At 28.4% G+C, this 23,773-nt stretch carries 30 protein-coding genes and 1 tRNA gene; 11 read left to right on the top strand and 20 right to left on the bottom strand.

Annotated features, from left to right (window positions below):
• Nucleotides 1-54: 54 nt before the first annotated feature.
• Genes ACTTAR_RS05915 through ACTTAR_RS05905 form a run of 3 tightly spaced genes read right to left on the bottom strand, consistent with a single transcriptional unit; the run spans nt 55 to nt 3,318 of the window.
• Nucleotides 55-1,500, bottom strand: coding sequence for an exonuclease domain-containing protein (locus ACTTAR_RS05915; protein WP_440697957.1), 1,446 nt, complete (start codon nt 1,498-1,500; stop codon nt 55-57).
• Nucleotides 1,497-2,183, bottom strand: a complete 687-nt coding sequence (locus ACTTAR_RS05910; protein ID WP_440697956.1) for a hypothetical protein — start codon at nt 2,181-2,183, stop codon at nt 1,497-1,499. The genes ACTTAR_RS05915 and ACTTAR_RS05910 overlap by 4 nt, the downstream gene beginning before the upstream one ends.
• Nucleotides 2,184-2,220: 37 nt before the next feature.
• The gene (locus tag ACTTAR_RS05905) at nt 2,221-3,318 is read right to left on the bottom strand and encodes a DNA recombination protein RmuC (RefSeq protein ID WP_440697955.1); all 1,098 of its coding nucleotides are present in this window, start codon (nt 3,316-3,318) and stop codon (nt 2,221-2,223) included.
• Between the two features lie 31 nt (nt 3,319-3,349).
• Here ACTTAR_RS05905 and ACTTAR_RS05900 point away from each other — a divergent pair, with 31 nt between their 5' ends.
• A complete protein-coding gene (locus ACTTAR_RS05900) occupies nt 3,350-3,481 on the top strand; it encodes a hypothetical protein (protein WP_256998081.1) in 132 nt (43 codons plus the stop codon).
• On the opposite strand, the gene hisG is transcribed toward ACTTAR_RS05900, so the two are convergent.
• From hisG to ACTTAR_RS05840, 12 genes are all read right to left on the bottom strand, one after another.
• Complete coding sequence (gene hisG, locus ACTTAR_RS05895; protein ID WP_440678924.1) at nt 3,464-4,156, bottom strand: ATP phosphoribosyltransferase; 693 nt, start codon at nt 4,154-4,156, stop codon at nt 3,464-3,466. The genes ACTTAR_RS05900 and hisG overlap by 18 nt on opposite strands.
• On the bottom strand, nt 4,156-5,208 hold the full coding sequence (locus tag ACTTAR_RS05890) for an ATP phosphoribosyltransferase regulatory subunit (protein WP_440697954.1): 1,053 nt from the start codon (nt 5,206-5,208) through the stop codon (nt 4,156-4,158). Before ACTTAR_RS05890 ends, hisG begins: the two co-directional genes overlap by 1 nt.
• The gene (hisS, locus tag ACTTAR_RS05885; protein WP_440697953.1) at nt 5,186-6,580 is read right to left on the bottom strand and encodes a histidine--tRNA ligase; all 1,395 of its coding nucleotides are present in this window, start codon (nt 6,578-6,580) and stop codon (nt 5,186-5,188) included. The genes ACTTAR_RS05890 and hisS overlap by 23 nt, the downstream gene beginning before the upstream one ends.
• Before the next feature lie 313 nt (nt 6,581-6,893).
• Entirely contained in the window at nt 6,894-7,106 is a 213-nt protein-coding gene (locus ACTTAR_RS05880) for a cold-shock protein (protein ID WP_075505957.1), read from the bottom strand.
• Nucleotides 7,107-7,186: 80 nt separating this feature from the next.
• Nucleotides 7,187-7,261 (bottom strand) — tRNA-Phe (locus tag ACTTAR_RS05875).
• A gap of 4 nt (nt 7,262-7,265) precedes the next feature.
• Complete coding sequence (infA, locus tag ACTTAR_RS05870; RefSeq protein ID WP_440697952.1) at nt 7,266-7,481, bottom strand: translation initiation factor IF-1; 216 nt, start codon at nt 7,479-7,481, stop codon at nt 7,266-7,268.
• Between the two features lie 2 nt (nt 7,482-7,483).
• Nucleotides 7,484-8,767, bottom strand: a complete 1,284-nt coding sequence (hisD, locus tag ACTTAR_RS05865) for a histidinol dehydrogenase (RefSeq protein ID WP_440697951.1) — start codon at nt 8,765-8,767, stop codon at nt 7,484-7,486.
• Between the two features lie 2 nt (nt 8,768-8,769).
• On the bottom strand, nt 8,770-9,162 hold the full coding sequence (locus ACTTAR_RS05860) for a DUF2948 family protein (protein ID WP_440697950.1): 393 nt from the start codon (nt 9,160-9,162) through the stop codon (nt 8,770-8,772).
• Nucleotides 9,159-10,421 (bottom strand): UDP-N-acetylglucosamine 1-carboxyvinyltransferase, encoded by a 1,263-nt coding sequence (murA, locus tag ACTTAR_RS05855; RefSeq protein ID WP_440697949.1) that lies wholly within the window; start codon nt 10,419-10,421, stop codon nt 9,159-9,161. Before murA ends, ACTTAR_RS05860 begins: the two co-directional genes overlap by 4 nt.
• Nucleotides 10,422-10,424: 3 nt before the next feature.
• Nucleotides 10,425-10,985: a dCTP deaminase gene (dcd, locus tag ACTTAR_RS05850; RefSeq protein WP_440681264.1), complete on the bottom strand. Its 561-nt coding sequence runs from the start codon at nt 10,983-10,985 to the stop codon at nt 10,425-10,427.
• A gap of 97 nt (nt 10,986-11,082) precedes the next feature.
• Complete coding sequence (locus tag ACTTAR_RS05845) at nt 11,083-11,283, bottom strand: hypothetical protein (RefSeq protein ID WP_440681265.1); 201 nt, start codon at nt 11,281-11,283, stop codon at nt 11,083-11,085.
• Between the two features lie 173 nt (nt 11,284-11,456).
• A complete protein-coding gene (locus ACTTAR_RS05840) occupies nt 11,457-12,179 on the bottom strand; it encodes a TVP38/TMEM64 family protein (RefSeq protein ID WP_440697948.1) in 723 nt (240 codons plus the stop codon).
• A gap of 94 nt (nt 12,180-12,273) precedes the next feature.
• Here ACTTAR_RS05840 and rpmH point away from each other — a divergent pair, with 94 nt between their 5' ends.
• Genes rpmH through ACTTAR_RS05790 form a run of 10 tightly spaced genes read left to right on the top strand, consistent with a single transcriptional unit; the run spans nt 12,274 to nt 19,666 of the window.
• Nucleotides 12,274-12,414: a 50S ribosomal protein L34 gene (gene rpmH / locus ACTTAR_RS05835; protein ID WP_023854404.1), complete on the top strand. Its 141-nt coding sequence runs from the start codon at nt 12,274-12,276 to the stop codon at nt 12,412-12,414.
• 4 nt (nt 12,415-12,418) lie between these two features.
• Complete coding sequence (gene rnpA / locus ACTTAR_RS05830; protein ID WP_075505950.1) at nt 12,419-12,760, top strand: ribonuclease P protein component; 342 nt, start codon at nt 12,419-12,421, stop codon at nt 12,758-12,760.
• Complete coding sequence (gene yidD / locus ACTTAR_RS05825) at nt 12,760-13,008, top strand: membrane protein insertion efficiency factor YidD (RefSeq protein ID WP_075505949.1); 249 nt, start codon at nt 12,760-12,762, stop codon at nt 13,006-13,008. The genes rnpA and yidD overlap by 1 nt, the downstream gene beginning before the upstream one ends.
• A 1-nt stretch (nt 13,009) precedes the next feature.
• Complete coding sequence (gene yidC, locus ACTTAR_RS05820; protein ID WP_440697947.1) at nt 13,010-14,686, top strand: membrane protein insertase YidC; 1,677 nt, start codon at nt 13,010-13,012, stop codon at nt 14,684-14,686.
• The gene (gene argB / locus ACTTAR_RS05815) at nt 14,686-15,552 is read left to right on the top strand and encodes an acetylglutamate kinase (RefSeq protein WP_440697946.1); all 867 of its coding nucleotides are present in this window, start codon (nt 14,686-14,688) and stop codon (nt 15,550-15,552) included. The genes yidC and argB overlap by 1 nt, the downstream gene beginning before the upstream one ends.
• Entirely contained in the window at nt 15,549-16,220 is a 672-nt protein-coding gene (locus ACTTAR_RS05810) for a pyrimidine 5'-nucleotidase (RefSeq protein ID WP_440697945.1), read from the top strand. The genes argB and ACTTAR_RS05810 overlap by 4 nt, the downstream gene beginning before the upstream one ends.
• A gap of 4 nt (nt 16,221-16,224) precedes the next feature.
• A complete protein-coding gene (dapD, locus tag ACTTAR_RS05805; protein WP_440693641.1) occupies nt 16,225-17,052 on the top strand; it encodes a 2,3,4,5-tetrahydropyridine-2,6-dicarboxylate N-succinyltransferase in 828 nt (275 codons plus the stop codon).
• A 1-nt stretch (nt 17,053) separates the two neighbouring features.
• The gene (gene dapE, locus ACTTAR_RS05800) at nt 17,054-18,211 is read left to right on the top strand and encodes a succinyl-diaminopimelate desuccinylase (protein WP_440697944.1); all 1,158 of its coding nucleotides are present in this window, start codon (nt 17,054-17,056) and stop codon (nt 18,209-18,211) included.
• Complete coding sequence (locus ACTTAR_RS05795; RefSeq protein WP_440697943.1) at nt 18,208-19,137, top strand: histone deacetylase family protein; 930 nt, start codon at nt 18,208-18,210, stop codon at nt 19,135-19,137. Before dapE ends, ACTTAR_RS05795 begins: the two co-directional genes overlap by 4 nt.
• Before the next feature lie 31 nt (nt 19,138-19,168).
• Nucleotides 19,169-19,666, top strand: coding sequence for an SET domain-containing protein (locus ACTTAR_RS05790; protein ID WP_440697942.1), 498 nt, complete (start codon nt 19,169-19,171; stop codon nt 19,664-19,666).
• On the opposite strand, the gene truA is transcribed toward ACTTAR_RS05790, so the two are convergent.
• From truA to ACTTAR_RS05765, 5 genes are read right to left on the bottom strand one after another with little or no spacing between them, the layout of a single operon-like run.
• Nucleotides 19,640-20,380 (bottom strand): tRNA pseudouridine(38-40) synthase TruA, encoded by a 741-nt coding sequence (gene truA / locus ACTTAR_RS05785; RefSeq protein WP_440697941.1) that lies wholly within the window; start codon nt 20,378-20,380, stop codon nt 19,640-19,642. The genes ACTTAR_RS05790 and truA overlap by 27 nt on opposite strands.
• Complete coding sequence (gene fmt / locus ACTTAR_RS05780) at nt 20,381-21,301, bottom strand: methionyl-tRNA formyltransferase (RefSeq protein WP_440697940.1); 921 nt, start codon at nt 21,299-21,301, stop codon at nt 20,381-20,383.
• A gap of 3 nt (nt 21,302-21,304) precedes the next feature.
• Nucleotides 21,305-21,823: a peptide deformylase gene (gene def / locus ACTTAR_RS05775; RefSeq protein WP_440697939.1), complete on the bottom strand. Its 519-nt coding sequence runs from the start codon at nt 21,821-21,823 to the stop codon at nt 21,305-21,307.
• A 24-nt stretch (nt 21,824-21,847) separates the two neighbouring features.
• Entirely contained in the window at nt 21,848-23,608 is a 1,761-nt protein-coding gene (locus ACTTAR_RS05770) for a hypothetical protein (protein WP_440697938.1), read from the bottom strand.
• The gene (locus tag ACTTAR_RS05765) at nt 23,583-23,765 is read right to left on the bottom strand and encodes a hypothetical protein (protein ID WP_440697937.1); all 183 of its coding nucleotides are present in this window, start codon (nt 23,763-23,765) and stop codon (nt 23,583-23,585) included. The genes ACTTAR_RS05770 and ACTTAR_RS05765 overlap by 26 nt, the downstream gene beginning before the upstream one ends.
• Nucleotides 23,766-23,773 lie beyond the last annotated feature (8 nt).

Genomic DNA, 23,773 nt, shown 5'->3' with positions numbered 1-23,773 from the left:
ATATATTCAATTCATTATTCAATGGTCAAAAATAATTATTTTTAGTTTATTAAATCAAGCATCAGAATATTTTTGCTCGAGATTCATCACATAATCATTAATTCCATCTAAAAATTTTAATTTTTCATCAACATTTTTGAAAGAAAACATCTTATCTTCATTCTCTCTAATCTCATCACACTCAGAATAAAATGCAGAAACAGTCCACCATTTTTCTTTATTAGTACTCAAAATTCTTGAAGCTATTCTTCTTTTAATTTTTTTATAAATTTCTTTTGGCAAAATTTCTGGAGCTTCATTAAAAATTAAACTATGACCAAATGTTACTAATCTATCATCTTGAAATTTATCTAATAGAGCAAATTTCTCCTTCCAATCAGCGCTATGAAATTTTGGAAATAAAGCTTCATCTTTAGATGAAACAAAGCCTCCAGAATATATTGACTCTTCGGGCTCAATATCTTCTTGGGAAGCTGTTTCCATTTTTTCCTCTGCTGCTTCTTTGAGAATATTGCAAATATCCTGGGAAAATTTTTCATTAGTTTTCATGAGTTCAGCTCTTTTATTTAACAAATTTTCACCAATTTTTTTATATGGATCTACCTTTATACCTAAGCTTTTATCTAAAATTATAGGAGCTTTGTTTGATTTAATGGTTTTATAAAAACGAGGAGATTTTTTCATTTCTCTTTTTAAATCTTGGTAGTTTAGTTTTTGAAGCTCTTCTATATTTGCAGATAAATTTACCACTTGTCCCCATTTGTAAACTGGGTGCATACATGAATTAGGATGCAATGGTGCAACTAAAAATAAATAATTTTTACCAAAAAAATTTTCATTTATTGTAAACATTTTTTCTTGTTTAATTAAATTCTCAACCACAACCTTACTTTTAGTTTTTAAATATTCGTGCCACAAATCAGGTTGCTTATCTTTTAACAAACCTAAAACTTTAACTGTTAACTCAGTATCAAATAATGCAGAATGTGCATCTTTTGAGTCAAAACCATTTAATCTTGCAAGAGACTCTAGCTTCATTGATTTATTGCCTTTATTATTTAATTCAGTTTTTAAAACATTTTCATCTATGGCAAATGCAGCTTTGATCATATTTAAAGCATCATGTCTTGAGTTACCATCTGTGTTAGTTAAATATGGTTTTCTTAAAGATTTAAAAAACTCGCGTCTTAAAATCTCATCATCGAAACCAATGCTTGAGAAACCCATAAATGTAGCTGGTGACCATTCTTTAAATTTTTTTTCAAGTTGAGAAATCATTTGGTAGTGGCTTAAATTACCTTTGGAAATTAAATCTACATTTGATTTGTTAATACATAATGCGGTTGCTGATGGAACTCGATCTTGAGGCATCCTGCATCTATATGAAAAACGCTCTTTTTCATTAAAGTTTTCATCTAAAAGTATTGCTCCAACTTCAATCATAGTTGCCCAATCCAATTGGGCAGAATCTGTTTCAATATCCCAAATTACGTAATTCAATTTGCTAACCTCTGTGAGTAAAATTGCTCTACTTTATCCATAAACTGCATTTGATAACCTCTAAATCGCTCTCCATCTATTACAAATCTTTGAAAAATGTTTTCTTTTGTACATAAAAGTATTGCAGCTTGGGTAATATTTGATCCATAAACTTTATTATGTGCCATTGCATAAGCAGCACATTGCAAATAATAGTCACCTATCCACTCATCTTTCTTAGGTTTATTGCTTTGTTTAAAATCTATAATTGTTTCTTTATTTTCATAAACACCAATGCAATCTGCTGCGCCAGCATATTTTCCTGGATAATATAAAGTTGCCTCACAACCCCATATTTCATCAAGTTTATTTCTTAAACCATTTTCTATAATTTGATCAGCCATCATTTTTTCGCGAGTATTATCTCCAAGTAAATCTAAATTTAATTTTCCAAGTAAAAATTTTTCAAGATAGTCATGCATAGAGCTTCCTCTTGAAGTGGCTTCTCTTGAAATAATTTCAGCTTGCTTATATCCAACTCTTTTTTTCCATTCTTCTAATTTTGCTTTTTTTTCCTCAGACTCAGTCGCTTTTAAAATTGTTGTTACCGAAGGCAAATTTTCTTGATTGACTGAATAATGACGTGATCCTTGAATAATTGATCTTGTTGATTTTGGATAAATATATTTATTATTCCACTGCATGTAATTTCTTATAGTCGTTAATTGGGAAAAAAAGAAATTAATTTTTGAGCTGTCTATTACGTTCAACAAATTTTTCTACGTTTTCAGTTTGTACAGCTTTCTCAACCTGCTCAGGATCTTTAATACTTTCTAAAGTTCTGTTAATTGATCTTGCATCTGTTCCAAATTTATCTACTACACCCATAGCATCTTCTAATTTTTTTCTAAGAACAACTATGTTGTCAAAGTGTTTTGAAAATCTTGTACTTATTGTTTTTAAATGATTGTAAATTTCTGTTGCACCTTTTTGAACTTTCAATGATTGAAAACCCATATGTAAAGATTGCAAATATGCTGACAAAGTATTAGGGCCACAGATTACTACTTTATATTTTTTCATTAATTCTTGGGTTAATAATTCTTTTGTACTTGGATCTTGGTATTCAGTTAACTCTTTGTATAAACTTTCTGTTGGAGCATAGACAATTGCAAAATCAGTAGTTTTTGGTGGAACAATATATTTTTCATTCACACTTTTAGCCTTTGCTTTAAATGCAGTGGCTAATTTTGCTCTAGCATCAGCAACTAACCTTTTGTCTTCCGCGTCATGACCATCAGTAATTGCCTTAAATTTCTCCACTGGAAAATGACTATCAACTGGAACTAAAACATCACCTTGAAGCTTAATTGCAAATTCTACATTCTCACTTGTATTTTCTTTCATTTTCACATTTGTCATGAATTGAGAAGCTGGTAGTAAATCTTTAATCAGTGCATCCAAACTAAACTCTGCAAGAGTTCCATATTTTTTAACTCCAGCCAAAATCTTAGTTATTCCTTCTTGGCTTTGGTTTAATAATTGAACTTGCTGATTAAAATTTCCAACTTTTTCATCTACTTTAGTTAAAGCCTCTGTCATATCTTTTGTTACTCCAGTAGATAGATTATTAAATGAAGTGGACATTGCACCAAGTGAGCTATTGATTGTTGTATTTAAGGTATCCTTTAAACTTGAGATTTCGGATTTTAAATTAGCTATTTCTTCAACTTCTTTATTTTCTTTTTGATCTTCAGGCTTAGATCTCAAATTTAAGTAAAGAATTGCCAAAACTACTCCGAGCAACAGAATTAAAATAAATAAAAATATAGCTTCCATGAATCACTTTATATCATATATAAAATATGTAATGGAATTATTATTAATATTTAAAATTATTATTGGTTTAGGAATACTTGTTGGTGTTTATGCAATCCTTCGAAACCTAGATATTATTAAAATTATTCTTATTTATTGGAAAGATTTAATTCTTAGAAAGTAATCTAGCTAAACTTTGAAGAGATTTATTTTTAGACGATGATTTAGATATCATCATACAAGCCTCTGATTTTAATATTTCACCATCTTTTAAAATTCTTAGATTATTAGCTTTTAAAGTTTCTCCCGTTGAAGTGATGTCAGTAATTATTTCTGATGAGCCAGTGAAAGGATATGCCTCAGTTGCACCTAAACTATCTACTAATTTAAATTGAGTAACACCTTTAGAAAATAAAAATTCTCTTGTTAAATTTGGATATTTGGTTGCAACTCTTAATCTTTTCTTTTTCTTATCTCTAAACTCAAATGCTATTTCCTCTAAATCAGCAATAGTTTGAACATCAATCCAAGGATCTGGAATTGCAACTACTAACGTGGCCTTCCCAAAATCATATTTTTTAATAACGTTAATTTTCTTTTGAATATTTATTTCACTTTCTTTTAATAAATCAAAACCAGAAAATCCTAGATCTAATGAACCATCTCCGAGTCTTTCTATAATTTCTCTTGCATGAAGGTATAAAATTTTAACATTTTTCTTTTGTTTAATTGAGCCTAATAAATCTCTTTCTCCTCTTTCGGAAATTAAATTTAATTTATTTTTTTTAAATATGTTTAAAACATCCTTTCTGAGTCTGCCTTTACTAGGAATTCCAATATTTAAAATATTTTTCTTCATTAATAATTTAAATTTAATGCAGCCCCAACTGCTGGTATTTGTTTTTTTGACCCAAGATCAGAAATTAATCGATCATAACGACCGCCATTAATAATATTTTTTAATTTATTTTTTGATTTAACATCAATTTTAAAAACCATTCCTGTGTAATATTCTAATTGTCTTCCAAACGAAGTTGAAAATACTACATTAAGTTTTGACACTTTGTTATTGGAGACAGAAAAATATCTTTGATCAACTACTAAATTGATTCTATTTTTCTTAAAAAATTTGTTTAATACAGATGCAGCCTCATTGATCGGGCATTTGATTTTTAAGAAGTCTTTAATAATTTTCGAAACACCTTTACCTTTACTAGCTCTTCTTGGATCTTTAATTTTGTTATCAAATCGATTTAATATCTCATTAATAGTTCTTCCTGCTATTACATTTGATAAATCTTCTTTTAGCATTTTTAAATAACGTTTTTTATCAATTTCAACAATAGTTGGATCTACATCAGAGTTTGTCTCTAATCTTTTTAAAAGATCATTAAAGTAATCTTCCCTCCAAAAATGTCTTGATAATCTTAACTTCCATCTTTTCGGAATATCTAGTTTTGAAATTAACAAATTAAATATCTCAACATTTCCTATTGTTAATTTACCTGATGAATATTTAATATTTTGAAGAGATTTTAGTGAAGTATTGATGATTTCTTTATCATCATTTTTTTCATCTTTAGAACCTAAAATTTCAAAACCAATTTGATCTCTAATAATAGAGTCACTTTTATTTTCTGATTTTCTATAAGCTTGACCGCTATAAAAAATTTTTTCTTTTCCTTTTAAATTATTCTCTAAGTATCTTAAGCAGGATACAATTGTTAAATCTGGTCTAAGACATAACTCGCTTCCATTTTGATCAGTAAATGAAAAAATGAATTTTCTAAAGTTTTCACCTGACCTTTGAACGATATGATTTGCCTCAATAACTGAGGGTAATTCTATATATTTGTAACCCTTAGATTTTACTGATCTAAGAATATTTTCAGATAAGTTTTTTGATTTCATCTATTAAATTTGATTTTGAAAATGTTTTATTATTTTTACCTTTAACACCTTTAAGATTTTTTATAGTTACTGTGCCTTCATTAAATTCATTTTCACCACATATAACTGCTACATTTAATTCACGCTTATTTGCTAAGGTTAATTGCTTACCTAAATTTTTTTTTGTGTCTAAAAAAATTTCTGCATTAATGTTATTTTCTCTTAATTGATCTACAATTTCGTAATAATTTTTTAGATATTTTTCATCCATCACACAGACTAGAACTGGCTTTTGATCATCCACCTTAATCTGATCTAATTGCAAAAGTGCAAATAACAATCTATCCACACCAAAGCTAATTCCAGTACCTGGAATATCTACCCCTTTAAATCTTGAGATAAGTTTAGCATAAGACCCTCCGGAACAAATGCTGCCAATATCAACTTCTTTTCCTTTATTATTTGTAACTTTAAAATTTAGGTTAGTTTCAACAATAAAATCAGAATAATAAGCTAAACCTCTTACAATAGTAAAATTGGTTTGTACTTGTTCTAAATTAGAACTAAATCCTAAAATTTCAAAAACTTCCTCAAGCTCTTTAATTCCTTCTTGAGATAATGGATTTTTTAAATTTTCTTTCAATTGTTTTAAGTCTTTTATTTTTAAGAAATTTAATATTTGTGATGCTTGTTCATCTGTTAGATCGGCACCTTTTGTAACTGCACCGCTTGCATCTTTTCTCTCTTTTTTAAGAAGATCTTCAACACCTTTTAAACCAAATCCAGGTTTATCTAATTTATCAATAGCTCTAATTACTTTTAATTGCTTATCTTCAGATATTTTTAAATCATCAATTAAACCTTGTACTATTTTTCTATTACTAATATTGATTGTGAATTGATCTTTATTCAAACCACAATCTAAGAGTGTACTTGAAATTAAATTACAAAGTTCTGCATTAGCTTGAGCTGAATTAACATTTCCAACAATATCAAAGTCGGCCTGCATAAACTCTCTGTATCTTCCATTTCCTGCTTTTTCATTTCTAAAAACATTCTGAATTGCATATCTTTTGTAAATTGATGGAAGCTCTTGGTTGTTTTGAGCAACAAATCTAGCTAAAGGACTAGATAGATCGTATCTAAGTGTAATATTTTTATCACCATCTTTGAATGAGAATACATCAGACATAGGGTTATCCTCGTCCTCTGCTAAAAACGAACCAATATTTTCACTGATCTCAAAAGAGGGTGTCTCTAATGGCTCAGCTCCAAATTTTAAAAAATTTTTTTCAATCACTTTTAAAAGTTGTTTTTTTAAAACTAACTTTTTGTTCCAACGATCTTCAAATCCAGATGGTAAGGAAGGATTGAGTTTTTTATCTTTTTCCATTTTAGTGGTACTTTGGGTAGGTTACGCTCCTACGACTTCGGATCCACAAACCGACGTGATACTATTTCACCACCAAAGCTTATCCTTAAGTTATTATCTTATTTTATGTGGATTGAAAATTATAATATAAATAAATAGCCTAATGGCTATGGAAACAGTTTCTGTGAGTACTTCTGTAAGTAGCTCTGTATGTATTATTTATATTCATGAGCAGCGTTTTAGACAAAAATTATTAATATTCAAGGCCTAAATAAAAAAAAGGACGTTTATCTACTAGATGTAGAAAAAACGTCCTTAAGAATTAATGTGAAAATTAGTCTATTTTTTTTAAATTTACTGCAGAAGGACCTTTGGGACCATCTTCTAATGTGAATTCAAGTTTATCACCTTCATTAAGAAATCTCATACCAGCAGCTTTTACAGCTGAAGCATGCACAAAGGCATCTTTTTCTTTGTCGTCTCTCTCAATAAAGCCATATCCCTTTTTACCATTATACCATTTTATTTTACCTTGTAGTGTACTCATCTTGTTTCTTCGTCCTTTTGTTATTTATTATATTAATTAAGTTAATTTCTTTTCTGGGTATTTCAAGATCAAACTTTGGGTGGTGGCTGAGGAAGGATTCGCACCTCCGACACAAGCCTTTTCAGGGCTCTGCTCTACTCCTGAGCTACTCAGCCTTATTTATCCTCTAAAGATTATTCTTCCTTTAGAAAGATCGTAAGGTGTCATTTCCACAGTTACATTGTCACCTTGAAGAACTCTAATTCTGTTTTTTCTTAACTTACCTGCTGTATGAGCTGTAACTGTATGACCATTTTCTAATTTAACTCTAAACATTGCATTCGGAAGTAGATCTATTACAGTTCCCTTGAATTCAAGTAAGTCTTGTTTTGACAAATTTATTTTCTCCTTATTCTTTTAATTACTGATTGAGCATGCCCAACCAAGCCTTCATAATTTGCAAGTGTTATAACTGATGGTCCAAGACTTTCAATACCCTTTTTTGATAGGTTTATATATGAAATTCTTTTGTAAAATTCATTTACACTTATACCACTTGAATATTTTGCTGAACCGTTAGTTGGTAAAACATGGTTTGATCCAACATTGTAATCTGTCATTGCCATAACAGCATATTTACCTAAACATATTGATCCAGAATTTTTTATTTTTGAAGCTAAAGATTTATAGTTCTTAACATTAAGCTCTAAATGCTCTGGTGCTATCTTATTTACAATTTTAATAATTTTTTTATCAGAACTTACGTGCATTAAAATACCATTATTTTTTAAACTTTTTCTTGCAATAGATTCTCTTGGAATTTCTTTCAGTTGTTTAAATATTTCAGTTTTAACTCTATCTAATAAGTTTTTATCTTTTGAAATAAGTATGCACTGTGCAAGATTATCGTGTTCTGCTTGACCAATTAAATCGCTTGCAACCCATTCTGGATTTGAATTCTTATCACAAACAATGGTTACTTCTGATGGACCAGCAATCATTCCTTCAATCCCTACATCTCCAAAAACTTCTTTTTTTGCTGCTGCAACATAAGCATTTCCAGGACCAACAATTTTATCAACTTTTTTTATTTTTTTTGTACCATAGGCAACTCCTGCAATTGCAGATGGACCTCCAATAGAATAAATTTCCTTAATTTTACATTTTCTAGCAGCATACAATACCGCAGGGTTCTGTTTTCCTTTGAAACCTGGATTGATCATTACAATTCGCTTAACACCTGCAACAATTGCAGGAATAGCATTCATTAATACACTTGATGGATATGATGCAGTTGAACCTGGTACATAAATTGCAACTGAGTCTAGAGGCAAATATTTATACTCAAGTTTATTTTTAAATTTATCCGTATAAGAAATATTTTTAAATTTTTGTAATGAATGAAATTTAAAAATTCTATCATAAGCAGTATCAATTGATTTTTTTACTTTAGAATTTAATGATTTAATAGATTGTTGTATTAGTTTTGAACTTGGTTCAATTACAACATTTTTGTTAAATTTCTTTTCATATTTAATTAAAGCCTTATCTCCATTTTTTCTTACATCTTTAATAATATTGGTAACTGATACTGAGTTTGACTGAACCTTATTTTTTCTTTGAATTAACAAGGTATCCAATAATTTATCAAAATTCTTTGTTTTACTATCTAAAACTTTCATTTCTATTCTATTTCACTTTGATCCTCTAATCTTGCCTCGATAGTTTCGGTGGTCAAAGCAATATGAGCATTGTTACTAAAAATAAGATTTATTTCATAATCATTATTATTTTTCAAATAATCTATTCCAATTAGCTCTAAAGTTAATTCTTCATTTGATTGATCAATATTCTTAGATCTCACCTTATCAACAAAATCAAATCTACAAATACTGTTAACTTTTTTATCCTCATTTTCATTTTCTACTTTTATTCTCTCAATTGATAACAAAAATACTTTATTAGAAGCTAAATACTTAATATCTGAAACCTTTACTTTGGCTCCTGAGCTACAAGCTGAAATTACTTGTAATCCCTCCTGATCTGTAGCAATGATTTTAGCTAAATATTTACTCATTTTTTTAATCTTTTAATTTTAATACCTATATTTTTTAATTTATTTTCTATTTTTTCATAACCTCGATCTAAGTGGTAAATCCTGTTGATAATTGATTTTCCATTCGCAACAGAGGCAGCTAGTACAAGAGCAACAGATGCTCTTAAATCACTAGACATTAGTTCTGCAGCTATAAACTTAGTATTTCCATCAATAAATGCTTTGTTATTTTTTATTGTTATGTTTGCTCCTAATCTCTGTAATTCTGCAACGTGCATAAATCTATTTTCAAATATATTTTCTGTAATTGAGCTTTTGCCATTAGCCTTACACATTAAAACCATTAATTGCGCTTGAAGATCTGTTGGAATACCTGGAAATTCCTTTGTTTTAATATTTTTGATAGGTTTTATTGTTTCAGGTCCTTTAATAGAAATTTTATTTTTATTTTTACTTATTTTTGCTCCTGTTTTTTTTAAAAAGTTTAATTCAGTGCTTATTATTTTTGGATCTAAGTTATTGATTTCCAAACTACCTTTTGAAAGAGTAGCTGCTACACAAAATGTACCTGCCTCTATTCTATCAGCCATCACAGAATAGTTTATTGATTTTAAAGAATTAACACCATTAATTGTACATGTTCTTCCTATCCATTCAATTTTTGCACCCGCTAAATTTAAAAAATTAGTTAGATCTTTAATCTCTGGCTCGATAGCACAGTTTTTTAATACTGTTTTTCCTTTTGCTAAACATGCGGCAATAATAGAATTTTCAGTTGCACCAACTGAAATTTTAGGAAACTTGATAACTGCACCTTTAAGTTTGCCATTTGATTTTGCTATAATATAACCATCTTTAATTTCATAATTCATTCCAAGTTTTTCCAACGCAGATAAATGATAATTAACTGGTCTAGCACCTATTAAACATCCACCTGGTAGGGAAGTTTTTGATTTATAAAATTTTGCAACTAAAGGTCCTAATACCAAAATTGAACCTCTCATTGTCTTTACCAGCGAGTAACTTGCAAAAGTTTTCATATTTTTTGGATTAGAAATTTTTGCTATTTTTTTATCTTTTGAAAGTTCAACTTTTGAACCAAGAGATTTTAATAAATTAAGCATGGTACTTATGTCTTTTACCCTTGGCAAATTCTTTATGGTTACTGGTAAATCAAAAAGCAAAGTAGCTGCTAATATTGGTAACGATGCATTTTTTGAACCAGATATTGAAACTTTGCCCTTTATTTTACTAGGACCATCTATCAGAAATTTGTCCATAAATTACTTTTTGATTTTAGCAACTTGAATAGTTGTTTGTCCCTGATATTTACCGTTCTTTGATTTGTAAGTTGTTTCTGGTTGAGTATCTGATTTAAAAAATAAAAACTGTGCTATGCCCTCATTTGAATAAATTTTTGCTGGGTTTGGAGTGGTATTACTTAACTCTATAACTATATTTCCTTCAAATTCATTTTCAATTGGAGTTACATTACAAATTATTCCTGTTCTTGCATAAGTACTTTTTCCAACACAAATACAAAGCACATCTTTTGGAATTCTAAAATACTCAACTGTTTTAGCTAAAACGAACGAGTTAGGTGGTATAATGCAGTGTGGCCCTTTTCTTTCAATAAAATTGTCATCTGAGAAGTTTTTTGGATCAACTAATGAACTGTTTACATTAGTAAAAATTCTATATTCATCTGAAATTCTGACATCATATCCCATACTACTTAAACCGTATGATATTTTTCCTTCTGCAACCTGATGATCTAAGAATGGTTCTATCATATTGTGCTCAACACACATCTTCTTAATCCACGAGTCAGGCTGAATAGACATTACTTAGATTTTTTTTTATTCTTTTTTTGAAACAATTTTCTTTTTTTTAAATTTTTTCTTAAAGCTAAACTTAAACGCTCATTTTTATCTTTAGAACTCATTCTTTATTTGGATTGGTCAAAAAATCTAAAGATATTGGTTTATTTGGATCAAGAGGTTTTGATTTAGGTTCTTCTTGTTTTGGGCCTTCTTTAGCTAAACGCTTAGCCTTTTTTTCAGCAAGCTTTCTTTCTCTTTTAGCTTGCTTTTCCATAAGCTTGTTGCCTTTTGTAGATTTATAATCGTAGTGAATTCCCATAACATTTTTTTTAGTAGATATAGATCATTATAATCAAAAAATTAAGGCAATAATTTGAAAAAAATGCTTTATTATCAATAAATTACTAAATGTATTTTGGCTCCTGTAGTTAAATGGCATAACAAGTCATTGGTAATGACTAGTTCCCTGGTCAGTACAGGGTGGGAGCACCATTAACTTTTGTAAAATTTTTTTCTAAAAATAATTGAAATCACAATTAAAACAAAAAACGCTAAAAGAGGAATATAGATATCTGGAGAAAAGATAATATCTATTATTCCAGGAACTTCTGAATTTTGATCGATTACTTTTTCAATCCCACTTCCAATTGAAACAGCCAAAAAAATCTGGGGTATTATTCCTAAAAAAGTTGCAAATAAAAAATTTTTAATTTTAACATTAAATAATGTTGGCAATAGACAGCTTATTTGCCAAGGAACTCCTCCAATAAATCTGTAAACAAGTAAATAAAAAAATTCAGATTTTTTAAATTTAATTTCAAGATTTTGAAGTTTATTAAGAAATTTTTCTCTAATTAAATCTCTTAAAAAATAATTTCCAAATATATATAAAAAAGTTGCACCTACACTTAAACCAGTTACTACAACTAATGTTCCAATCCATTTACCAAAAATAAAACCACCCATAAGTGCTACGGGAGATCCAAAGCCCAGAAAAGGAAATACCCAGAGCACTGTTAGAAACAAAAAAGAAAATGAAACTAAAAATAAATTAGAATTCTTCAACCCAACTAAATAAGATCTATTATTTCTCAAAAAATCATAAGATGTAATCTCCTGAAGACTAAATTTTGAAAAGAAAAAATATAAAAATAAACTAACAATTAATAAGTAAGATAAACCAATAAATAGTTTAATTTTTTTTGTTTTTTCCATGAATATTGTTATTTTATTCCTAAATCTTCTATTTGCTATTTTTATTATTGCTAATATAAAGGGGCAAAATTTATAAAATTTAATCAATTTATTTATGAAAAGAACATACCAACCTTCAAATAAAAAAAGAGCACGAAAACACGGCTTTAGATCAAAAATGAAGACTAAAGGTGGAAAGAAACTTTTAGCTAGAAGAAGAGCCAGAGGAAGAAAATCTTTAACTGTATCAGTGTAAATTAATGAAAAGCAAAATTGTTGCTCTTTCAAAAAACGAAGAATTTAAAAATTTACTTAAACAAAAAAAGTTCTCGAATAAGTATGTAACTATTTTCTTTGGTAAATTAATGAATAAAAATAATAATAAACTCAATATTAGCTTTGTAACAAAAAAGAAATTAGGGAATGCAGTTAAGAGGAATAAGATTAAAAGAAGATTAAGGAATATTTTAAACGAAGCAGTTAAAAAAATATCAATAAATTTTAACTATTCATTCCTTGTTATCGCTAAGTCATCTATGCTAAATAATGAATACAAATTAATAAAAGAAACTCTATTTCAGGATTTTGAAAAAATAAAATAATGAATATTTTTACAAATATATTAATTAAAATTATCAAAGGTTATAAATATTTGATTAGCCCTCTATTTGGACATTCTTGTAGATATTTACCTACTTGCTCAGAATACAGTATTGATGCACTTAAAGAATTTGGTCTGTTAAAAGGATCTTTTTTAAGTATTAAAAGAATCTTATCTTGTCACCCAATCAAATTTTTGGGTGGTGGTGAAGGTTTTGATCCTGTTAAAAAAAATACAAAATTAAAATAATATGGATACTAAAAATATAGTAGCGGCAATTTCATTATCAGCAGCAGTTATAGTTTTGTATTCACTATTTTTTGCTCCTCCACCAATTACTAAAGAAAATATGGCTGAAGGAAATAAAGTTGAACAAAACAGCGATACACCTTCACTAGATCAAAAAGAAAATGTTGCTGAAATTTCTAGAGAAGAAGCTTTAAATCAAAGTGAAAGAATTAATTTTGAGAATGAAAGTATTGTTGGTTCTATTTCACTTAAAGGTGGTGTAATTGATGATCTAACTTTTAAGCAATATAATGTCAGTCTAGACTCACAGGAAAAAGTTACACTTCTTTCACCAAGAAATTCAAAAGATGGTTATTTAATTGAAAGTGGTTTTATTACATCTGATAAAAATGTTGAAATTCCAAATTCAAATTCTATTTGGAAAGTTTCAGGAAATAATAAATTAACAGATCAATCTCCTATAAAAATATCTTGGACAAATGATCAAGGTATTACATTTGAAAAAGAGATTGCCTTAGATGACAAATATTTATTTTCAATTAGACAAAGTGTAATCAATCCTACAGATAAAAAGTATGATTTTTATACTTATGGGCAAATCATTAGAAATGAAATGCCTGATATATCTAACTTCTATATACTTCATGAAGGATTGGTGGCAACACTTGATGATGAACTTATTGAAGAAGATTACGATGATATACAAGAAAAGAAATTTTCAAGAACAGCTCAAAAAGGATGGCTAGGGATTGGAGATAAGTACTGGGTAACTTCACTAATTCCACCTAGAGAAAAAGAATTTAAAACAACATTTGATTATAAAGATAAGTTCAGAGCAAACTTTGTTTCAACTGAGCCATTGGAACTTAATGAAAATTCATTGATTGAAGAAACCTTACAAATCATTGTTGCTGCAAAAAGAGTTGATGTAATTGATGGATATGCTGAATCTTTAAACATTGATAAATTTGACTTAACAATTGATTGGGGATTTTTATACTTTATTACCAAGCCATTATTTTTTGGAATAGATTATTTCTTTAAATTACTTGGAAATTACGGCCTAGCTATCATAGCAATTACAATTTGTATAAGATTAGCATTTTTCCCACTTGCAAACTTTTCGTTTAGAAGCATGGCAAAAATGAAAGCCTTACAGCCTGAAATGGCGAGACTAAAAGAGCTACACAAAGATGACAAAATGAAATTGCAACAAGCAATGATGGCTCTCTATAAAAAAGAGAAAGTAAACCCGATGTCTGGTTGTTTACCAATACTTGTACAAATTCCAGTTTTCTTTGCTTTATACAAAGTTTTATTTGTAACAATTGAAATGAGACAAATGCCTTTTTATGGCTGGATACAAGATTTATCTGAGAGAGACCCTACCTCTTTGTTTAATCTATTTGGATTATTGCCTTATGATGTACCATCATTTTTAGTCATTGGAGCATGGCCTGTCGCAATGGGTGTTTCTATGTGGGTTCAACAAAAATTAAATCCTGCACCAACAGATCCGATGCAAGCAAAAATATTTATGTTCTTTCCATTATTCTTAACAATAATTTTGGCACCTTTCCCAGCAGGGTTGGTAATATATTGGACAGTAAATAATATTTTAACTATGGCACAACAAGTTTTTATAATGAAACGAACCACTGTTAAAACAACAACTTAATGTTGGATATTAAAGAAGAAGAATTAAAAACAATTCTACCACTCGATGGTCCTTCAACTGAAGAAGTAAAAAAATATTTAGAAAAATATAACGATGAATATATTGTTATTAAATGTGGTGGTAGCGTTTTAATTGATCAAAATCTTTTTGGTATTTTTATTAAAGATATTTCAACACTAAATAAACTAGGATTTACTCCTATTATTGTTCATGGGGGTGGGAAAAGAATAAGCAATAAACTTAATGAGATAGGTTTAGAAAGTAAATTTATAAAAGGATTAAGGGTAACCGACAAAGAAACTATTGAAGTTGTAGAAGAAGTATTAATTGATTTTAATAAAGAAATTATCAATGCTCTAGATCAGCAAAATTGCGAAAGTCAGAGTATTAATTCCAAGGAAAATAATATTTTAACAGTTGTACAAGAAAATGAAGAGCTTGGTTTCGTGGGCTCTCCTACAAATGTAGATCAATCAATAATAGATAAAATTATAGCAGATAAAAAAGTACCTATTATTGCACCCTTAGGTTTAGATAAAAATGATCAAACTTATAACGTCAATGCAGATACTGCAGCTGGCTTTATTGCTAAAAAAATTAACGCAAGAAGGTTAATTATATTAAGTGACGTAGAAGGTGTTTTGGATAACAATAAAAATCTAATTCCGGAAATTAATTCAGTGTCTATAAAAAACTTAATCGATAATGAAACAATTACTGGTGGTATGATTCCAAAAATAAATAATTGCTTAGATGTAGCTAGTAACGGAGTAAAAGGAGTTGTTATAATAGATGGAAGAAAAAATCATTCTGTTCTATTTGAACTTTTATCAGATGAGGGATCTGGAACTTTAATTAGACAATGAAAAATTTAAGCCATATTAAAAATATTCTATTTGATTGTGATGGTGTTCTTTATAGCGACCTAGAGGCAGTATTTGGTCAAGTAAGCCGAAAAATGACTGAATATATCTCAAGTAAACTTAATGTAGATTTAAAAAAAGCCAAAGAGCTTCAGACAAATTACTTTCACAAATATAACACAAGCTTAAATGGTCTAATGATACATCATGAAATTGATCCTAAAGAATTTTTAGATTTTGTTCATGATATTGATTTATCTTTTTTAGAAAAAGATACGGCATTAAGATATGAGTTAGAGAATATAAATTTAAGAAAATTTGTCTTCACTAATGGTAGTTACAATCATGTAAAGCATATCACTACAACACTAGGAATTGATGACCAATTTGAAGGCATATTTGATATCGTAGATGCAGAATATCACCCAAAACCAGAAGCTAAAGCTTTTGATTTAATGGTAGAAAAATTCAAAATTGATCCAAAAGAAACTTTGTACATTGAAGATATAGCAAAAAACTTATCGATAGGTAAAGAGCGAGGAACTATTACTGCTTGGTTAATTAATGATGAGGAATGGGGCAAGAAAGAATCTGATAAAGAATATATTGATTATAAAATTGAAAATCTTACTTTATTTTTAAAAGAAATAAGGTTATTAAAAAACCAATAAAACTATGAGTATAGAAAACATTATAAATGAAGCTTGGGAAAACAAAGATCAAGTTAATCAAAATTCAGATCAAAAATTAAAAGATACTATTAATCAAGTAATAGAAGATCTAGATAGTGGTAAATCTAGAGTTGCTGAAAAAATTGATGGTGAATGGGTAACTCACCAACACCTAAAAAAAGCAATTATGCTAAGTTTTAGAATTCATGGAATGGAAACTTTAGATGGTCCCTACTCAGCTTGGAGAGATAAAGCTCATTTGTTAAAAGGAAAAACAGCCGGATGGTCAAACGATGATTTTGAAAAAGCAGGTTTTAGAATGGTACCAAATACTGCAATGAGAAAAGGATCATATGTTGCTAAAAATGTTGTTCTAATGCCAAGTTATGTAAATATTGGTGCTTACATAGATGAAGGAACAATGATGGATACATTTAGTCGTGCAGGTAGTTGCTGTCAGATTGGAAAAAATTGTCATATTTCAGCAGGAACTGGTATTGGTGGAGTTTTAGAACCAGCACAAGCGCTTCCGACTATTATTGAAGATAATGTTTTTGTAGGTGCTATGTCAGAAGTTGTGGAAGGGGTAATAGTTGGTGAAGGTTCAGTATTAAGTATGGGTATGTATATTGGCCAATCAACTAAAATCGTTAATAGAAAAACTGGTGAAGTAACTCACGGTAAAATACCTCCTTACTCAGTTGTTGTTCCAGGATCATTACCAGACAAAAATAATCCTGCTGCACCCTCGTTATATTGTGCAGTAATCATCAAACAAGTTGATGAAAAAACAAGATCTAAAACATCAGTAAACGATCTTTTAAGAGATTAAAATGCAAACCATTAATGAATTACAATTAGCCAAAGAGCTAATTCGTTACCCGTCTATAACACCAATAGATGCTGGAGTAATGAAATTCTTAGAAAAACAATTAAGAAAACTTGGTTTCAAAACTAAAATATTAGAGTTTAAAGAAAAAAACACTAAACCAGTAAAAAATCTTTATGCAAGACTTGGAACCAAAGGTCCAAATTTTTGCTACGCTGGTCACTTAGATGTTGTACCTGCTGGAAACTTAAAAGATTGGACAGTAAATCCTTTCAGACCCTCAATTAAAAAAGGACATTTAATTGGAAGAGGAGCAAATGACATGAAAAGCTCTATTGCAGCTTTTGTTTCTGCTGTCAGCATTTTTGTTAAAAATAACAAAGAATTTAATGGCTCTATAAGCTTACTAATTACAGGTGATGAAGAAGGAATTGCTATTAACGGTACAAAAAAAGTTGTTGAATACTTAAAAAAAAGAAAAGAAAAAATAGATTTTTGTCTAGTTGGAGAACCAACTAATCCAAATAAATTGGGAGAAATGATTAAAATTGGTCGAAGGGGAAGTATGACTGGCAGACTTTCAATTATAGGTATTCAGGGCCATGTTGCTTATCCTCATAGGGCTAACAATCCATCAACTGCTCTTGTTCAAATATTGAGAGAATTAAAGGAAATTAAATTTGATAAAGGAACAAAAGACTTCCAACCAACAAACCTAGAAGTTACAAAAATAAATATTGATAACACAGCTGATAACGTAATTCCAGGTTTGGCTAATGCAACTTTTAATATTAGATTTAATAATAAACACTCATCGAATTCAATTAAAACAAAAATAAATAAAATATTGAAGAAAATTTGTAATAAAAATAAGTCAAATTATAAAATTGAATATAGTGTATCTGGTGAAGCTTTTTTAACTAAACCAAACCAAACTACTTATATGATACAAAATATAATTAAAAAGATTACTAAAATTAAGCCTGAACTCTCAACCACAGGAGGCACCTCTGATGCAAGATTTATTAGAAAGATTGCTCCCTGTTTAGAATTTGGTTTGGTTGGAAAAACAATGCACAAAGTAGATGAAGCTGTTTCTTTAGGTGATTTAAAAAAATTAACTTTAATTTATTCAAATATTTTAAAGAATTATTTTAAGTGAAAACAGCTTTAATTACTTCTGATACATACAAAAATCATAATACAGGAGATGGACATCCTGAAAAAATAGACAGGGTTACAGCTGTTATTGATAACTTTAAAAAATTAGATAACAAAAATTTAATATGGAAAAAGCCTTCAAAATTTGAAAAATCAATATTAATAAAAACTCATTCTTCTGAATATATTAATCATGTCGATCGATCATACCCTCAAAATGGATTTAATTTTTTAGATGGAGATACAGTTGTCTCCCCTGGTAGCAAAGAAGCAACAATGGACGCTGTTGGATCAATTATTGCAGCGATTGACGGTGTGGAGGAAAAAGAATTTAAAAATGCTTTTTGTGCAGTAAGACCTCCAGGTCATCACGCAGAAAAAGAGAAGGCCATGGGCTTTTGTATTTATAACAATGTTGCAGTTGGAGCTAATTATTTAATTGAAAAATATGGTTATAAAAAAATTGCTATAATTGATTTTGACGTCCATCATGGAAATGGGACGCAAGATATTTTTTTCAATAATGAAAAAGTTTTATATATTTCCACTCATCAATTTCCATATTATCCAGGTTCAGGTTCAGAAAAAGAGATTGGAAAATTTAATAATATTTTAAATATTCCACTTGAAGCTGGTACAAGTGCTAGAGAATATTTAAATGCATACGAACTAGTATTAAAAAAATTAAAAGAATTTAAACCGGAATTTCTATTGTTTTCTGCAGGTTTTGATGCTCATATTGATGATCCTTTGGCACAATTAAAACTTAATGCTGAAGATTATTACACAATTACAAAAAGAACTTTAGAAATTTCGAAATCATTCTGTAGAGGTAATGTAGTATCTATTCTAGAAGGTGGATATGACTTAAAAGCTCTACAAGATAGTACTCAAAGACATGTTGATGCTTTAATAGAATTTAATTGAAAATTCCCAATAAAAATTTAAATAAAACTCAATGAAATTATATAAAATTAAAAAATCTGATATCGATAAAAAAGGTAGAGGACTTTATGCTACTAAAGATATCAAAGAAGGTACAAAGATAATCGATTACGTTGGTAAACTAATTACAAAAAAACAAACTGAAGAGTCTGATAAATATGACAATAGTAAACCAATCTATTTATTTACTATCAACAAAAGGTATGACCTTGATGGAGATTTTCCATGGAATACTGCAGGATTAATTAATCATTCTTGTGACAATAATTGCGATTATGATGGTAAGGGTCTAAAAATTTGGGTTAAAGCAATTAAAGATATCAAAAAAGGTGAAGAATTTACCTGTGATTATGGTTTTGGTTATGATGAAAATTACAAACAATTTCCATGTAAGTGTAAATCAAAAAATTGTTGTGGGTACATTGTAAGAGCAGAATCTAGATGGCGAATAAATAAAAAATTTGCCATGAGTAATAAAAAAAATCTAATAAAAAACTTTAAACAAAAATAAACCAGTAGGTGGTGCTGGAGGAGAGCACATTAATCTTTTTTTAGATTTTAAAGCTTTATCAAATTTTTTTAAATCCCATTTCTTTTCACCTAAATATTTTAAACAACCGACCATAGATCGTACTTGCTGTTGAAGAAAAGATTGAGATTTAAAATGAATTTCTATTTTATCATTTAAAGATTTTAATTTTACAAAATCCATCGTTCTAATTGGACTCTTAGCATTGCAACTTGAAGCCCTAAATGTTGAGAAATCTTTAGTACCAACTAATTTTTTTGCACCTAATTTCATCAAATCTAAATCTAATTTTTTTCTTACATGCCAAACTTGGTTTTTTTCAATCACAGGTGAACTTGTTCTATTTAAAATGACATATTTATAAACTCTCTTTTTTGCAGAAAATCTTGAATGAAAGTTACTGCTCCTTTTTCTTATTTTAAGGATTGCAATATTTTCATTTTTTAAAAAGTGATTAATTGAGTTAATAAATTTATCTAAGTCTAATAATTTATTTTTTAAATCAAAATGTGCAGACTGCTCGATAGCATGAACACCAGCATCTGTTCTGCCTGATCCAACTATAGTAACATTTTCTTTTAATAACTTTCTAATTTTGTCTTGAAGTATTCCTTGAATGGTTTTATTTTTTTTTTGAATTTGCCAACCTTTGTAAGTTGTGCCTAAATATTCTATCAAAAGCTGATATCTAAACATTTATATCTTAGAGCCTTTTTTTATCTGCGAACCTTGAATAAATTCAACAATATTTTGAGGTCTTTTCCCTTGCCTCTGAATTTCCTTAATAATTATCGATTGATTATTACCACAAGCGATTTCAAGATTATCACTCAATATTGATCCTGGATTTCCTTGAACTCTTCCAATTTGAGCTTTTAAAATTTTATATCTTTCTCCATTAAAAATAAAAAATGCTCCTGGTGATGGATATAAACCGTTTATCTTACCAATAATTTTTTCAGCATTTTCATCCCAATTAATTTGACCTTCAACTTTTTGAATTTTAGATGCATAGGTTGCATTTGAATGATCTTGCTCAACAAAATTAGCTTTATCCTCTAAAATATCATCTACATTATCTAAAATTTTCTCTGCTGCTAAGTTAGAGAGCTTTTCACTTATTTCTAATGCATTCATATTGTTATTAAGTTCAATTTTATAACTATTACAAACTGGACCTGTATCTAATTTTTCAGCAATTCTCATAATACTTATTCCAGTTTCTTGATCTAAATTCATAATTGATCTTTGAATTGGTGCAGCTCCTCTCCATTTAGGTAATAAGGATGCATGAATATTTATAAAACCTTTTTTAACTAAACTTAGAAACTTTTTAGGTATGATTTGTCCATAAGCTACAACTACAACTAAATCTGCATCTAAAGATTTTAAATAATTATACTCATCTTCATTATTTAATATTGATGGGGTCCTATATTCTAAATTCAGAGTTTCAGAAATACCTTGTATTGGAGACTTATTTATTTTCTGTCCTCTTTTTGATTTTTGAGGAGGCTGTGTATATACACATGAAATATTGTATCCATTTTGATATAAAGATTTTAAAATTGGTACAGCAAACATGGGCGTACCCATAAAAATTAGCTTTTTAAACATTTATTAAACTTCAGCTGAATTTGATTTTAATTTAGAAAGTTTTTTGATGATCATTGATCTTTTTAATTTTGAAAGATAATCAATAAATAAAATTCCCTCTAAATGATCCATTTCATGTTGAATACATGTAGCGAGTAATCCATCTGCTTTTATCAATTGTTTCTTTCCATCATAATCTAAATATTCTACCTCACATTTGCTTGGTCTATCAATTTCAGCAAATTGATTTGGAACAGATAAACAACCTTCTTCATATGTAGCTTTTAATGGATCTTTATTTTTTATTATTGGATTAACAAAATATCTAGGCTCTTTTTTATTTTCATCCTTACTAATGTCCATCACTATAATTCTTTTTGGTACACCAATTTGAATTGCAGCAAGTCCAATTCCATTTGCGTCATACATTGTATCCAGCATATCATCCATTAATTTTTGTTCTTCACTACCCACAACTGCTACAGGTTTTGAAATTTGTCTAAGCAACTTATTTGGTTCTGTAATTATTGTTCTAATAGCCATAAAAATATTATGTTATTATAATTATTATACTTTTAAAGGAAGAACTTTTAATAAAAGTTTGTTTCTAATTAAATCAGCATTTATTTGGTTTAGCACAGTTGAAATTACATACAGTCTTTTTTCATCAATGTTTTCTAATTGATCTTTACCAATAATTTCAATTAAGGATAACAAAACAGTTCCAACTTCCTTTGCATCTATCAATGCTTGCAAATTATCATCTAATTCATAAGGTTTTACTGAATATAAATTGTCATATTCGCTTGGTATTTCTACACCATCTGATTTGAGACTTTCTATAAAAATCATATCTTTTATATTTAAAGTTTCATTGCTAAAAACTATTTTATCTAAAAACTTCTTAATATCTTCTTGAATTTCAGATTTAGAGTAATCACCTCTAAAATAATTAACCCATTTAGACTGATGCAAAATTTTATTATTATACTCTATTTTTTTAAATTCTTTATTCCCACTTTTTAAATAATTATTATAAAAAGCAAGATAATCTGAAGGTACATCTTCAACTTGAATTTCACTTAAAAATTTATTTAATTCTAAATCAAAAGCTAATCCAATTTGGTTTTGCTCAAATAAATTTTTTAATAACTTTGAGTATTCTAATTTTAATTTTGGTTCTTTAGTTAATAAAGCTCTTTGATATATTAATGCTCTAGCTTCTAGTGGAGATAATGATTTGTATACTTCTTTAGCATTTATTAATTGATCAATATTGAATTGGAATTTTTTATAGTGCTCAAATAAATCTTTTTCAGAGAAAATTTTATAATGTATAGCTTTCTCAATTACTGAAATTTTATTTTTATCATTAATATCAATATTTTCTAAATCAGGTAGTAAATTTGTATTTGATAAATATTTCCAAATCAGCTGGGAAGTGTTTTCATTAGGTTCAAATAAAAAATTCGAATTTGTTCTATGAGCTAAATGAAAATCTAGTACTGAAGACTCAGAAGTTTCTTTACTTGCTTCTTCAATGTAACCAAATAAGTAATTAATTTTATTTTCATAGTATTCATCCTCAAAACCTAATTCTTTTTTAAGATCTAAAATTAATTGCGCCTCCTCATTTTTTCCATAATTAATCAAACAATATAAATTAAATTTAGACAAATATTCATCTTCAACTGGTTCGTTAATTTTTGTAAAAAATTCACAAGATTTTTTTATGTCTGCTTGAGATAAATAATTATCTAGCAAATGTCTTGTAAGTTTAGGATGAGAATTTACAATTTGATTGTTAATTAAAAATTCTTCAATTAATTCCAAATTAGAGTTTTTAATTAACCAATCTGACTTAAATTTTAAAAACTCATTTTCGCTAATATTATTATTGGGATAGTGAGCATTTGTTAGTAAAGAAACCTCCATAATATCTAATGCATCATTGGAAAGGTCAATTTTTTCAATGTTGCTAAAGAGATTTTTTAATTTTTGACCATCTGAATTTATCCACATATCAATAGTTAGTCCATGCTCTTGTGGATCATATAAACCAACAATTTTTACATCCTTTGATATTAAATCTTCGTCTAACTTAATAGTGTCATTTTTTTTATCAGATTGCATATCAAAAACACTTACCTGTTCATTGTTGGTTATATTTTCAGTTGAAATATTTGTCTCTTTAACAGTGTCTGTGTCTTTTTTTTCAAGGTTCCAAATATCTATAGGCTTATCCTCTGCGTTTGCTGTACAAATGGAAATCAAATAAGTTAAAAAAATTAAAACAATTTTTTTATTTAACAATTTTAAAGTTTTCATTTGGAATAATTTTTTCTATTTCCTTTTTTGGAGAAGGAAAATCGATTGAATTTAGAATTAAAACAATACCTGTAATAACTGCTAATCCAAAAATAGATTTAACAATAAGACCAATTGCATTTTTTTTAGGTGAACTTGTATTTTTATCAAATTGCATATAAATTT

The sequence above is a fragment of the Candidatus Pelagibacter sp. HIMB1709 genome, from assembly GCF_052047635.1.
Lineage (GTDB): Bacteria > Pseudomonadota > Alphaproteobacteria > Pelagibacterales > Pelagibacteraceae > Pelagibacter.
The sequence above is the reverse complement of the archived record's forward strand: the minus strand, read 5'-3'. Positions and strand labels throughout refer to the sequence as shown.

Bases quoted from the DNA above. Each gene is read 5' to 3' on its own strand.
- rpmH (WP_023854404.1), top strand. From the start codon at position 12,274: ATGAAAAGAACATACCAACCTTCAAATAAAAAAAGAGCACGAAAACAC.
- ACTTAR_RS05845 (WP_440681265.1), bottom strand. From the start codon at position 11,283: ATGGGAATTCACTACGATTATAAATCTACAAAAGGCAACAAGCTTATG.
- yidD (WP_075505949.1), top strand. From the start codon at position 12,760: ATGAATATTTTTACAAATATATTAATTAAAATTATCAAAGGTTATAAA.
- def (WP_440697939.1), bottom strand. From the start codon at position 21,823: ATGGCTATTAGAACAATAATTACAGAACCAAATAAGTTGCTTAGACAA.
- truA (WP_440697941.1), bottom strand. From the start codon at position 20,380: ATGTTTAGATATCAGCTTTTGATAGAATATTTAGGCACAACTTACAAA.
- ACTTAR_RS05910 (WP_440697956.1), bottom strand. From the start codon at position 2,183: ATGCAGTGGAATAATAAATATATTTATCCAAAATCAACAAGATCAATT.
- ACTTAR_RS05840 (WP_440697948.1), bottom strand. From the start codon at position 12,179: ATGGAAAAAACAAAAAAAATTAAACTATTTATTGGTTTATCTTACTTA.
- ACTTAR_RS05810 (WP_440697945.1), top strand. From the start codon at position 15,549: ATGAAAAATTTAAGCCATATTAAAAATATTCTATTTGATTGTGATGGT.
- dcd (WP_440681264.1), bottom strand. From the start codon at position 10,985: ATGTCTATTCAGCCTGACTCGTGGATTAAGAAGATGTGTGTTGAGCAC.
- hisD (WP_440697951.1), bottom strand. From the start codon at position 8,767: ATGAAAGTTTTAGATAGTAAAACAAAGAATTTTGATAAATTATTGGAT.
- argB (WP_440697946.1), top strand. From the start codon at position 14,686: ATGTTGGATATTAAAGAAGAAGAATTAAAAACAATTCTACCACTCGAT.
- ACTTAR_RS05790 (WP_440697942.1), top strand. From the start codon at position 19,169: ATGAAATTATATAAAATTAAAAAATCTGATATCGATAAAAAAGGTAGA.
- rnpA (WP_075505950.1), top strand. From the start codon at position 12,419: ATGAAAAGCAAAATTGTTGCTCTTTCAAAAAACGAAGAATTTAAAAAT.
- yidC (WP_440697947.1), top strand. From the start codon at position 13,010: ATGGATACTAAAAATATAGTAGCGGCAATTTCATTATCAGCAGCAGTT.
- ACTTAR_RS05880 (WP_075505957.1), bottom strand. From the start codon at position 7,106: ATGAGTACACTACAAGGTAAAATAAAATGGTATAATGGTAAAAAGGGA.
- murA (WP_440697949.1), bottom strand. From the start codon at position 10,421: ATGGACAAATTTCTGATAGATGGTCCTAGTAAAATAAAGGGCAAAGTT.
- ACTTAR_RS05860 (WP_440697950.1), bottom strand. From the start codon at position 9,162: ATGAGTAAATATTTAGCTAAAATCATTGCTACAGATCAGGAGGGATTA.
- ACTTAR_RS05770 (WP_440697938.1), bottom strand. From the start codon at position 23,608: ATGAAAACTTTAAAATTGTTAAATAAAAAAATTGTTTTAATTTTTTTA.
- dapE (WP_440697944.1), top strand. From the start codon at position 17,054: ATGCAAACCATTAATGAATTACAATTAGCCAAAGAGCTAATTCGTTAC.
- ACTTAR_RS05765 (WP_440697937.1), bottom strand. From the start codon at position 23,765: ATGCAATTTGATAAAAATACAAGTTCACCTAAAAAAAATGCAATTGGT.
- hisS (WP_440697953.1), bottom strand. From the start codon at position 6,580: ATGGAAAAAGATAAAAAACTCAATCCTTCCTTACCATCTGGATTTGAA.
- ACTTAR_RS05905 (WP_440697955.1), bottom strand. From the start codon at position 3,318: ATGGAAGCTATATTTTTATTTATTTTAATTCTGTTGCTCGGAGTAGTT.
- ACTTAR_RS05890 (WP_440697954.1), bottom strand. From the start codon at position 5,208: ATGAAATCAAAAAACTTATCTGAAAATATTCTTAGATCAGTAAAATCT.
- dapD (WP_440693641.1), top strand. From the start codon at position 16,225: ATGAGTATAGAAAACATTATAAATGAAGCTTGGGAAAACAAAGATCAA.
- fmt (WP_440697940.1), bottom strand. From the start codon at position 21,301: ATGTTTAAAAAGCTAATTTTTATGGGTACGCCCATGTTTGCTGTACCA.
- ACTTAR_RS05900 (WP_256998081.1), top strand. From the start codon at position 3,350: ATGGAATTATTATTAATATTTAAAATTATTATTGGTTTAGGAATACTT.
- hisG (WP_440678924.1), bottom strand. From the start codon at position 4,156: ATGAAGAAAAATATTTTAAATATTGGAATTCCTAGTAAAGGCAGACTC.